Source organism: Actinomadura sp. NBRC 104425 (assembly GCF_030269545.1).
GTDB classification, from domain to species: domain Bacteria; phylum Actinomycetota; class Actinomycetes; order Streptosporangiales; family Streptosporangiaceae; genus Spirillospora; species Spirillospora keratinilytica.
On record NZ_BSTN01000020.1, the window covers coordinates 99,411 to 110,526 of the forward strand.

At 71.1% G+C, this 11,116-nt stretch carries 10 protein-coding genes, 1 pseudogene and 1 CRISPR repeat array (1 of these 12 running past the window's edge); of the genes and pseudogenes, 4 read left to right on the top strand and 7 right to left on the bottom strand.

Annotation, left to right across the window (positions count from 1 at the left end; translation table 11 throughout):
- Positions 1-143: direct repeats of the CRISPR family, unit length 28 nt (it extends 431 nt beyond the left edge of the window).
- A 152-nt stretch (positions 144-295) separates the two neighbouring features.
- Positions 296-1,120, bottom strand: a complete 825-nt coding sequence (locus tag QSK22_RS25215; protein WP_285496841.1) for an endonuclease/exonuclease/phosphatase family protein — start codon at positions 1,118-1,120, stop codon at positions 296-298.
- Positions 1,117-2,169, bottom strand: coding sequence for an aldo/keto reductase (locus QSK22_RS25220; RefSeq protein WP_285496843.1), 1,053 nt, complete (start codon positions 2,167-2,169; stop codon positions 1,117-1,119). The genes QSK22_RS25215 and QSK22_RS25220 overlap by 4 nt, the downstream gene beginning before the upstream one ends.
- 136 nt (positions 2,170-2,305) lie before the next feature.
- Here QSK22_RS25220 and QSK22_RS25225 point away from each other — a divergent pair, with 136 nt between their 5' ends.
- Positions 2,306-2,926 carry a hypothetical protein gene (locus QSK22_RS25225; protein WP_285496844.1) on the top strand — a complete coding sequence of 207 codons (621 nt, stop codon included), beginning with the start codon at positions 2,306-2,308 and terminating at the stop codon, positions 2,924-2,926.
- A gap of 37 nt (positions 2,927-2,963) precedes the next feature.
- Here QSK22_RS25225 and QSK22_RS25230 read toward each other — a convergent pair whose 3' ends face one another.
- On the bottom strand, positions 2,964-5,120 hold the full coding sequence (locus QSK22_RS25230; protein ID WP_285496845.1) for a B12-binding domain-containing radical SAM protein: 2,157 nt from the start codon (positions 5,118-5,120) through the stop codon (positions 2,964-2,966).
- Positions 5,121-5,282: 162 nt separating this feature from the next.
- Between QSK22_RS25230 and QSK22_RS25235 the strand changes: the two genes are divergently transcribed.
- The gene (locus QSK22_RS25235; protein WP_285496846.1) at positions 5,283-6,656 is read left to right on the top strand and encodes an NsdA family TPR-like regulatory protein; all 1,374 of its coding nucleotides are present in this window, start codon (positions 5,283-5,285) and stop codon (positions 6,654-6,656) included.
- 512 nt (positions 6,657-7,168) lie between these two features.
- Here the strand turns inward: QSK22_RS25235 and fxlM are convergent.
- Both fxlM and QSK22_RS25245 read right to left on the bottom strand, forming a co-directional pair.
- Entirely contained in the window at positions 7,169-8,377 is a 1,209-nt protein-coding gene (fxlM, locus tag QSK22_RS25240) for a methyltransferase, FxLD system (protein ID WP_285496847.1), read from the bottom strand.
- 517 nt (positions 8,378-8,894) lie between these two features.
- A complete protein-coding gene (locus QSK22_RS25245) occupies positions 8,895-9,056 on the bottom strand; it encodes a hypothetical protein (RefSeq protein WP_285496855.1) in 162 nt (53 codons plus the stop codon).
- 105 nt (positions 9,057-9,161) lie between these two features.
- Here QSK22_RS25245 and QSK22_RS25250 point away from each other — a divergent pair.
- Positions 9,162-9,440 (top strand): annotated as a pseudogene (locus QSK22_RS25250) (IS481 family transposase); the annotation flags it as partial.
- Here QSK22_RS25250 and QSK22_RS25255 read toward each other — a convergent pair.
- Positions 9,434-9,973 carry a GNAT family N-acetyltransferase gene (locus tag QSK22_RS25255; RefSeq protein WP_352231480.1) on the bottom strand — a complete coding sequence of 180 codons (540 nt, stop codon included), beginning with the start codon at positions 9,971-9,973 and terminating at the stop codon, positions 9,434-9,436. The pseudogene QSK22_RS25250 and the gene QSK22_RS25255 overlap by 7 nt on opposite strands.
- Before the next feature lie 330 nt (positions 9,974-10,303).
- Between QSK22_RS25255 and QSK22_RS25260 the strand changes: the two genes are divergently transcribed.
- Entirely contained in the window at positions 10,304-10,750 is a 447-nt protein-coding gene (locus QSK22_RS25260; protein WP_285496849.1) for a hypothetical protein, read from the top strand.
- A gap of 7 nt (positions 10,751-10,757) precedes the next feature.
- Here QSK22_RS25260 and QSK22_RS25265 read toward each other — a convergent pair.
- Positions 10,758-11,116: HD-GYP domain-containing protein (locus QSK22_RS25265; protein ID WP_285496850.1), on the bottom strand; the 359-nt coding region annotated here is incomplete at its 5' end.

The window sequence follows — 11,116 nt, forward strand, 5'->3', positions numbered from 1 at the left end:
GCCCCGCGCACGCGGGGATGGTCCCCGCTCCAACGTCTCCGCGATGTACCGGATCGTGTCGGCCCCGCGCACGCGGGGATGGCTCAGTGGCGCTGTCGGCGCTGATCAAAGCTGGGGCTGCCCCGCGCACGCGGGGGTGGCTCCGTGCTCGGCGCGACGCGGTGTGATCTGAGCAACTCGTGTCGTGCGGTGATGCTCGACGTGTCTGGTTTGGCGAACGCGGCAAGGTTTGGGCTTTTTCAGCCCGAGGTGTCCCGGCGCGATTGACGCGCCGCCCGGCGGCACCTTCGATGCGTCAGGGGTGGTCTTCGGCACAGGTGACGTGCAATGCGAGGGCGGAGTGGTCGGTGAGGCCGAGTTCCCGGGGTTGGTGGAGGTAGTCGCAGGACAGCAGTCGTTCGCGGTGCGGGGTGGTAATGAATGCATGGTCGAAGCGATAGCCGTTGCCTGACCGGCCGAACCAGGAGTGCTCGACGGCCTGCGGGTGCAGGTGGCGGAATGCGTCGGTGAGTCCGGCGGCGGCGAAGGAACGATAGAAGTCGTACTCCCAGTCGCCGAAGACGCTGTGATGCGGGGTGTGGTTGGGTTCGAGCACGTTGAGGTCTCCTGCGACGACGAGGGGACCGTCGCAGTTGGCGACCAGTTCAGGCAGGGCGGCGGAGACGGCCTCTTGGAAGGCGCGCTTGTCCTGGTTACGACGCTGTTGTGGTCCTCGCGAGGGGACGTACAGCCCCAAAAGGGTGATCGGGTGGCCACCGATGTACACGGTCGCACAGGGGGCGCGGTGCGGCAGCACCGTGACGCCGCTGGGGACCGGGGTGAGTTCGACACTGCGGGAGGCGAGCACAGTGCGGTAATCGCGGCCCGCGGGTTGGGGGGCGAGCACGGAAGCGTAACCGTGGTCGGTCAGGGCGGTGGTGAGGGCGTCGCCGCCGGGACCGGATCCGACCTCGGTGATGACTAACAGGTCGGCGGTCGGCTGGTCGGCCAGCCAGGCGGCTTGGCGGCGGGCGCGTGCTGGTGAGGCGTGCTGGGCGTTGAACACGATTACCCGTGCCGTGGTGGTGGACGCCCGATGTGAGGGTGTGCGGGCGAGGAGGGCGAGCTGGTCGGCGGTCATGAGCGTGGCCTCTGTTCTTCATCAATGAAGACCTCGCCGAGGCTGTCGAGGCGTTGGTGGAGTCGTTGAGTGGTGGCGCGGACGAACGCGAGGTCTTCGGTGGTGAGCGGTCTGTCGATGGCGGCCAGGTTCTGGGTGATCTGTTCAGGGGTGGTGAAGCCGACGAGGACGGCGGCGTTGTCGGCGCGCTGCAGGCAGTACTGGAGCGCGACGCGGGCCAGGTCACCGGTCGAAGAGCCGAAACGTTCGCGCAAGGGGGCCAGGCCCTGGTGGATGGCGGTCAGCGCGTCGCGGGTGAACCAGCGTTTACGCAGCCGGTGATCGCCTTCGGTGAAGGCCGGCGGGTTGTCGGGGTCGTATTTGCCGGTCAGCAGGCCTTGGGCGAGGGGTTTGTTGATGAGGACGCTGGCGCCATGCTCGGCGGCGAAGGCGAAGATGTCCTGCTGGCCGACGGGCGGAGGTGGGGTGAGGGCGTTGTACCGGACGGCCAGGAACTCGGGGCGCACCTTGTGGAAGAGGTACCGGAAGCGGGCGTGTTTGTTTTCGCGCTGTTGCTTGGGGACGGTGAGGCGGTCGGTGGCGTATCGGTGCGGTCCGCGCATTCCCACCGCGCGGATCAGCCCCTGCTGCTGGAAGGCGCGCATCTGCTGGATCGCCGGCTCTAGGTAGCGGTCGTGGGGGCCGAAGTTGGCGTTGTGCAGGAAGTAGATGTCCAGATGGTCGGTTCGCAAATTCTCCAGGGTGGTGTGGAGTTGGCGGCGCATGTGCGCGGATTGGTAGGCGTGGACGGCGGTGCCGCGGTAGTAGCCGACCTTGGAGGACAGGACGATGCTGTCGCGGGGAACGGTGGCCACCAGGCGTCCGAGTAGGCGTTCGGAGTGGCCGTGCCCGTAGACGTCCGCTGTGTCGAACAGGTTCGCACCAAGGCTGTAGGCGGTCTCCAGGCCGCGCATTGAGGCGGCGTCGTCGGCGGTGGACCAGCCCATCGGCAGGCCGAGGTTGGTGGCGGGACCGCCTATGGCCCAGCAGCCGATTCCGATGGGGTGCACGGTCAGTCCTGCGGTCAGCGTGCGGCGCGGTGACGTGTTACCCGGTGGCCGGGTAGGGGAGCCTGCCACGTTCTTTCGTCCCTCTCTGTGTAAAGGCGGGGTGATGGTGATGCGGCTGGGGCTAGGGTCGTGCGCCGTGACGAACCCACATCCTCACACCGACCTGGACCTGGACGCGATCCTGGCGAAGGGCTGGGTCGATCGCACGGACCTTTCGCCTGCCGAGTACGAGCAAGCCGAGCGGTTCTACGCGGCCATGCGCGCGCACGACGGCCGTCTCGTCCGGGTCCGCGCCGAAGCGTCCGCGTTGATCGAGGAGTGGACCGGACACACGCCGCGCGATGTCGGCTCCTTCGGCACCCGGCTGAACCTGGAGACCTCGGACCTGGATCTGGGCATCGGCTACCCGGTCGAGCAGCGCGGGGTCCTGATGAAGGCGCTCGACGGGCGTGCCCGGTTCCTCGGCGAACGCGCCACCCGGTTCTCCACCACGCGTCTGGTGTTCGCTTTCCAGGTGGACGGCGTCGAGATCGACCTGAGCGCCCTGACGGTGGAGGACTTCGCGGTGGCCTGCCGGATGCTCGACCAGATCGAGCAGGCCATGAGCCTGGAGGAGCGGGTCTGCCACACCTGGGTCAAGCACCGGTTGCGCACCGCCGGCAGGCTGCAGGAGTACGCCGCGTGGAAACTCACGACCTATCGGCGGTTCTGCCCGGAGTTCAACTGGGTGCCCATCCCGGAGAAGAGCGGCTCCTGAGACTCCGGCGAGCCTCCTCGCCCAGGCGCGGCGGGCTTCAGGTGCCACAGGGGTCCGCCGCGTTGATCAGCCGCCATCCGGTGGCGGCTTCCCAACAGTCGTACTCGCGTCGCAGCAGGCGGGAGTGCGCGGCTTCCAGCGCACCGGCGACCTGCGCCACCGTTTCGTCCATGCGTCCTCGCAAGAGGTCGATCCCCTTCTCCAGCAGGTCGCGGATATGCCCGGACAGTGCCTCCTGGCCGGCCTCCCGGTCTGTGACGTCGAGGGCTCTGCCGTCGTACGGTTGGGCGTCGATCGCCTCGATCATGCCGCCGAGGACCGTGTGTGCGGCGTCCTTGAGGACCACACGGGCTCCGCGCACCAGGTGTCGTGACGAGCCGTCCAGAACCTTCTCCAGCGATTTGAGGGTGTAGTCCAGCGCGAAGTTGCGGTCCACCCACCGCTGCGCCCACTGGCTGGCCACGCCGATGCGCCAGTCCTGGTACCGGGCGTCGATGCGGCCCATCGACGGCCGTGCCGTCCCTGCCAGCCCGGCCTGGTGCACCTTGCGCGTGTAGGCGGCGCCGATCAGGCACTCCATCGACACCAGCGGGTAGGAGATCTCGGTGTGGAAGGCGCGTCCGGCGGCGTGCTCGGCCACGAACTCCTCGTCGCGCACACCGTGCACGATCGCTTCCGCCGGCATGTCCGGCTGCGGCCGCAACAGCAGGTCCGTGCGTCCCTGGAAGGCGTAGCTGGCCTTCAGCTCCTGCAGGCTCATCAACGGGTCGAAGGTGATGTAGGTGAAGCGGGTCGGGACGCCCAGGGCGGACAGCGTTCGGATGGCCAGGGCGTTCTGCTCTGCGGTGGTTTCCTTGTTCAACCGCTCCAAGATGGAGTCCACACCGGACTCCACCCCGAACAGCATCCGCCGCAGCCCTCGCCGCACCAGGGTGCGCCACATGCCGGCGCGCTCGACGTGCCATGCCTCGTCCCGGGCCGGGTCCACCACCTGGTTCACGCGACAGCTGGACTCCCAGGCGAACCCGGCTTGGTGTACCAGTTCGGCCACGTGCAGCGCCCGCGCGGCGGCGTCCGGGCCGCGGCCGATGAACTCCTCGTCCACCAGGTACAGCGTGCGGGACAGTCCCGGGTATCGGTCGAACACCTGGCGCATCTCCGCCAGCACCCATTCCAGACCCTCCACCGGGGCGCTTGACCAGGTGCCCTTGTGGCCGCGTGGGCAGAACGAGCAGTAGTTCGTGCACCCCCGGCTGGTCTCCAGCTGTGCCACACCGTGGTGCTCGAACGTGGCGGGTAGCAGATCGAGCTCTGGCCAGATGTCGCCCGCCGTGTCCCGGGATGCGGGCTTGGCCGTGCGGCGCAGGGTGATGTTGAGGCCGCCGCCCCGCGCGGCCCCGAGGTACCCCAGGCCCGGCACCTGATCGAGTTCGATGTCGCCGTGCCAGTGGGCGATCAGCCCTTGGACGGTGGCCTCCCCGGCTGCGCGGGCCACCAGTAGCCGTGGGTACCGCTCCAGCAGCAGGGCCTCGTTGCGCGCGGCCAGTGACCCGCCGACCACCACCAGCGGCGGCTGAGGGGCGGCGAAGGCCGCATCCAGCAGGCGGATGAGCAGATCGTGCTGCCCGAACGTCGCCGACACGCCGAGGATGTCCGGGCTGTCCGTGACGACCTGGCCGATCAGGTCCTCCAGTGTCACGCCGAGCTGCATGTCCGCCAGCCGCACCGTGCCCGTCAGCGTCGCGCGGGCGGCACGTGCCACATCGCTGATCCCGAGCGGGAACCGGGGCAGCGGGAAGTACTCGGGGTGGTACAGCGCCGCCAGCAGCATGCGCGGACGGCTGAGCCGGAACACCGCATGCTGGTCGACGTCGGCCGGCGACAGCCACCCGCTGGACTCCTCCAGCTGGACGTGCCCCTCGGCCCATGCGGGCCAGCGGCGCGTGGAGTGCGGTCGACCTGACAGGTCCGCCGCCACCCACCGCGTGTCACCGCCTTCCAGCAACAGCAACCGCCGCTCCAGCGTGCCCGCCACGAATACCCGGCCGGGAGCGTGTTCGGCCAGCACCGCACGCAGTCGTGCAGGATCGAGCGCCGCCTCGTTCACAGCGCGCTCCACGGCAAGGCGATCAAGGTCGGACGCCCCGGCCAGCCGGACGGCGTCCAGCGCCCTGACACCGATGTCAGCGGGCATTCCTGCTCCTTGGGTCGTGGTGTGGTGGTCGGGGATCGGCCGAAGGCGCGCCCGGCGGGCCTGCGGCCTGTAGACGATTGAATGCGCGCCTAGGTCTGGCCACCACAGGCCGCGGCCACCGGACACGCGTAGCGCGCTTAACGGCCGGGGATGCAGCCCGCCATGGAGCCTGCGCGCAATACCCGCAACCACCGGCTGGTGGCGGCCATCGCCGAGGCCGGCCTGTCCTACACCGCCCTGGCCGCCAGCGTGAGGGCCGTCGCCGCCGAGAACGGCGCATATCTGCGGACCAACTCCGCCGCGATCACCCACTGGGTGCGCGGCACGCCTCCCCAGCCCGCCACCGCCGCCTACCTCGCCGAAGCCCTCAGCCGCCGCATCGGACGCTTGATCACTCCGGCGGACCTGGGACTAGGCTCCCCCGAAGACATCCCGGCCGCGACCGGCGACCCCGTGGCCGACCTCGCCGAGCTCGGAAGGATGGACGTGGACCGACGCGGATTTCTCGGCAACCTTGTGTTCCGCCTGCCCGCGGCCATGGCCGTCCCCGCCCCGGGGCACGCCGCGCTCGCCCCGCCGCTGTCGGAGCGGGCGCAGGCGGCCTGGCGCGGCGGCACCATCGGCATCGCCGAGGTCCACACCGTCCGTGACATCCTGGCCGCCTTCACCCGCGCCGACGAACGCCTCGGCGGCCGGGTCGGCCGCTCTACCATCGCCGAATACCTCGCCAGCGACGCCACCGCCTACCTGCGCGGCCGATTCGCCAACCAGGCCGTGCGCGACCAGATGTTCGCCGCCGTCGCCGAGCTGGCCCGCCTGGCCGGTTTCAAAGCCCACGACGCCGGCCACGAGGGTCTGGCCCAGCGGTACTACCAGCACGCCTGGCACCTTGCCAGCACAGCCGACGACACGCACGCCGCCTTCATCCTCAGATTGATGGCGCACCAGGCCATCGACTTGGGGCACGGCCGCCACTGCGTCGACCTGGCCGAATCCGCCCTGACCACTGCGCGCGGCCGCGTCGACTCCGCAACGCTCGGGCAGCTCCACCTGGCCGTCGCGCGGACCCGGGCCGCACGCGGCGACGCCCGAGCCGCACGCCGCGCCCTCACGACCTCCGAACGCTGTATCGCCGCCGCCCCGACCGAACGGCCATGGTGGGCCGGTGCAATGGGCGACCCGTCGGCGTTACTGGCCACCCACACCGCCAAAGCGCTGCGCGCCCTCGGCGACGCCGCCGTCGACGAACACATGTGGGAGTCGATACGCCGCTGGAATCCCACAACCCACCCCCGCGTCCGCGCCCTCAACATGTGCGACTTGGGCGAGCTGTACGCCGAACGCGGCCACATCGAACCCGCCTGTGAAATTTGGGCCGACGCACTGCACCTCCTGCACGGCGTCGACTCCGCCCGCGCGCACAACGCCGTCCGCGCCATCCGCACCGCCCTGTCGCCCTACCGGCAACGAGGCATCACCGACGCCACCCGAGTCGACGCCATGGCCGCCAGGTGGCAACAGAACTCCACCAGATGAACGCCCGCCAGCGCCAATGCCCACGATGCACGCCAACCCCCTACGCACCCCGAGACCGTCCAGAAATCCAACTAAATGAAAACGCGTCCTCGTCGTCATAGACTCGCAGGTCAGCAAGTGTCGGCCCCGCGCACGCGGGGATGGTCCCCCGACCGGGACCTGGCCGCGAAACGGCGCGCCGTCGGCCCCGCGCACGCGGGGATGGTCCTAGACCTCACGACGGCGGCGCCGTGGCTCAGCCGTCGGCCCCGCGCACGCGGGGATGGTCCCACCCGCCGCGCCTACGTCCGGCAGTGGGCCTCGTCGTCGCGCGCACGCGGGGATGGTCCCCCTCCCAAGGGCGACCTCAAGACCTGCTCGGCGTCGGCCCCGCGCACGCGGGGATGGTCCTGCCGTGAGTGCCGTCAGCACGGCCGCGTCATCGTCGGTCCCGCGCACGCGGAAAGGTTCGGCCCGTGCGTCTGGTGACTTCGGTTGATTGCGGTGTCCGCCGAGTTGCAGGTCGGCACCGATCACCATGTGAAAACCATGCGGCTGTCGCGCTTGTCGATGATCAGCCCGTCGATCATCTGCTCGTCCGGAGTGCCCGCCGGGTACAGGGTGATGGTCGGCTGGGCGTCGGGATCCTCCGCCCAGCGGCGGATCTGATCGATGATGCGGTCGGCGAGGTCGGCCCTGCGAGGGCCGTGGCCGATGGCGCCGACCTCCCAGCGGGAGACACCTTCGGCGACGCGGCGGGACGCCAGGTAGGCGATCGAGTCGTCCACGGCCAGTGCCGGGTTGACGGGGGTCGCGGGGGTGGCGCGGCCGCTTCGGACGGCGCTGGGGGCGGCCTTGATCCTGCAGGTGCCGGCCTCGACGGTGGACATGCGCAGCCAGATGCCCTCCATCGACTGGTCGCCGGGGATGACCACGCCGGACCACGCTTCAACGCGGGTGGTGTCGAGCACTCCCCGCAGTTGTCCGCCGATGGACTGGTCCCGGTCGGCGAACAGGACGACGTCGTCGGCCGGCGCGATGGTGCGTTCGCCGTCGCTGCCGCCGGTCATGGCGATGAAGCCGCACAGGTGCATTGAAGAAGAGGTCAGCGACGCGGCGCGGCCCGGCCGGGCGGGCTGGTGCTCCAGGGCGAGGGAGCGGGTGAGGCCGCGCCAGCGCAGCGGAACGACGACGCGGCCGGTGGGGGCGAGCTGGGTCCACCATGCGGCGGGGATGTCCCAGGCCCCGGCGGTCACGATGATCAGGTCGAAGGGGGCGTGCTCGGGGGCGCCGAGCGCGCCGTCGCCGGCCAGCACGAGCACGTCGTCGTACCCGGTGCTGGCCAGGTTGCGGCGGGCGGCGGCCACCACGTCCTCGTCGATGTCGATCGTGGTGACCTGGCCGGTGCCGCCGACCAATTCGCGTAGCAGCGCGGCGTTGTAGCCGGTGCCCGCGCCGATCTCCAGCACTCGCCATCCAGGTCGGGGGCGGGCTTGTTCCAGCATGCAGGCGACGATCGTCGGCTGGCTCGCGGAGCTGAGGGGCGCACCGTCACCGCCGCGTCTGGTGACCACGATTCGATCGGCGTAGGCGTCGGCGATCGGCGTGCCGGGCAGGAACCGGTGGCGCGGCACAGCCCGAAAAGCCGCCTCGATCGCGGGCGTGCGGATGGCGCCATCGCCGACGAGGTGATCGACCAGCCCTCGCAGCGCGGCGTCGGGCTGGATGGTGCCGGTGCTCACCGTCCGCAGTCTAGGACCGGGACGTACGTCGTCGGCCGCACGTCCGTTCGTCCGGCGGGCTCGAACGTCTGCCGCCCGGGTGAATGCCGGTCCCTGCCCCGAGGTTGACCCGGAGCTCGCGCCCCCTCCTCGCCGCAATCCGCTCTTCCCCGCAGCGCAACTGACGGGGTGGAGAACGCCGGCGAGGAGTTCTCCGGCTTGACGGACGCTGTCGTCGCGGTGGGACTGCTCCCACCCGGTCTTGCTTTTCCTGAGGGGCATACTCACGCGCACCGATAAGAGGCTGGACAGGTCGTCTGCCAGGCCGAGCAGCGTCTGAGCAGCCTGGGCCAGACATGCGCCGATCAGCGCACGGGCCCGCCGCTCCATGGGGCGGCGTGAGCCGACCGAGGCCGCGAGGTGCTCCTCAGCGCTCCAAAGGTGGCCGAGCCGGGAGAGGGCCAGCCCGACCTGATGCTCGAAGGGCTCGCGTCTGTAGCCCCAGGCCGGTCCTGCTCGAGCAGCAGGTTGGCGCGCTTCAGGTCGGTTTCCGCGCGCAGTGGCGCTCGGATTCGCGCCCGGTCTCCGGACGCTGCGGCCAGGGTCGCGGCGCGATGATCTGGGCGCGGGTCCGCACGGGCGCGTCGGCGCGGATTCCCGTCGGCAGCGGCATCGGCCAGATGCAGTCCTGCGCGTTCATGCCCCAACTCGATCGCCTGGACGGCCAGGCCTCGCAGCGCCCCCGCACAGTGGGCCGCCCGCTACCGGCAGCCGGGCGCCGCCGGCATGCACGCCCGCACCCGGCCGCCCTCACCACAGCCCGCGCCGGACGCCCGCTGCCGTCGAGGCACAGGTCGTGCGCCTGCGGCGCGACCACCGCATCGGCCCGGGCCCAGCCGGCCGCACCGGCATCGCGCCCTCCACCGCGCACCGCATCCTGACCCGGCACGGTGAGGCGCCCCTGGCGGTGTGCGACCGGGCCACGGGCGAGCCCGTCCGCCGCCTCGAGCACCGGCACCCTGGGGACCTGGTCCACATCGACGTCAAGAAGATCGGCCGCATCCCCGACGGCGGAGGTCATCGCCCTTGACCTGGCTGCGCGGGTGTTCCTTCCCTGAACACTCGGGTCAGGTCGAGCCGCTCGGCCCGCCGCGCCATCATGAACAGCCGGGCGTGCGTCCGCTGCTCGGTGCGCACCAGCGTAAACCCCTGGGTCCGGTTGTAACGGGCCACCTCGGGGAAGTGGCAGTGCCGCCGCACCCACGGCACACCGAGCCGGGCGGCCCGGTCGACCGCCCACAACGCCATCACCGTCCCCGGCCTCCGCTCGCGCACGGCCGGATCGGTGACCGACCCCGACAAATACAGCGCGGGCTCGGCACGCTCCTTCGCCGTCCAGCCCCACGGCGGCCCCTGATCCTGCACGACCATCTGTCCGACGACGCCGTGCTCGTCGCTGTCGAGCACCCACACGTCCCCATCGGGGTTGTCGCACTGGGCCACCAGATCGTCGAGCGAGTCCCGCCAGCTCGGCAGCCCGCGCCGCTCCATCCAGTCGCACCGGGCCGCAACCAGCCGGGCGACCTGGGACCGGTCGGCGCTGGTCGCAAGACGCATCCGAAGCACCCGGCCCATTGTGGCGGCAGCCCCCGACCACGTTCAGGTATCTGCCCCATGGTGCGGGGCGGCCAGCGTCCCCGAAGTCAGAGGTGTTCGGGTGAGAGGAAAGTCATGTCCGATCGCCGGCTGCCTGGGCGGTCGGGTTCGGTCACCGTGCGCGGCTTCGTGGGGCCCTGCCGGACGGCCGTGGTCATGCGTCCGCGTGGCCGTCGCGGCGCGGCGCCACCGGGGCAGCTGTGCCAGGGAACCCCTCACGGTGTGAGGTTTCCAGGACGACCATGCGCACCTGCCGCGTGGCGGCACGCCCCGCTGGGCACGCTCAATGCCGTGACCGACGCACCCGCACCCGTGGCCGTGGCCGCCGGCCTGGTCGCCGCCTACGTCGACCGGGACGCCCGGCGCGCCCAGGCACTGGTCGACGGCATCTCCGACGGCCGGCGCCGTCGCCTGCTGCGCACCCTCGGCGCGCTCGCGACGTCCACGCGCATCGCCGTCAGCACCCCCGACGGGCAGGTCCCCGGGTACGGCGACGCCCGGCAGCTCGACGTCCGCGTGCACGAGGTGCTCGGCCAGGTCGCCGGCGTCGACACCGAGGCGGCCTTGCACGCCTATCTGCAGGGGCCGCGGGACGCGCTCGAGGAGGACCCCGCGGAGGTGGCGGCGATGGTCCATGCGGCCGCGGCGTACACCGCGGTGCTCATGGAGTCCCGCCCCATACCGCCGACCGTGCTGGCGGACGGTCTGCGCGAGATGGCCCGCTGCGCCCGGCCGTAGGAAGCGGTCAGCGGCGTGCCGACCGGCTGCCGTCGGACGCGCCGAGAGGCGTGGTCGGGTCGTCGTGATCCAGGCGCGTCGTCTCGGCCGTCCCGTCCGCAGGCACCACCACCGGCTTGGGCGGGTTCCATCCGTGCCGGTCCAGTGCGCGCAGGAACGCGTCGACCATCACCGGGTCGAAGTGGTCGCCCGCGCACTTGCGCAGCTCGGCCACGGCCTGGTCGATGCTGAGCGCCGGCCGGTAGGAGCGGGTGGAGGTCATCGAGTCGAACGCGTCGGCCACCGAGATCACGCGGGCGAACTCGGGGATCTCGTCACCGGCCAGGCCCATGGGGTAGCCGGTGCCGTTCATCTTCTCGTGGTGGT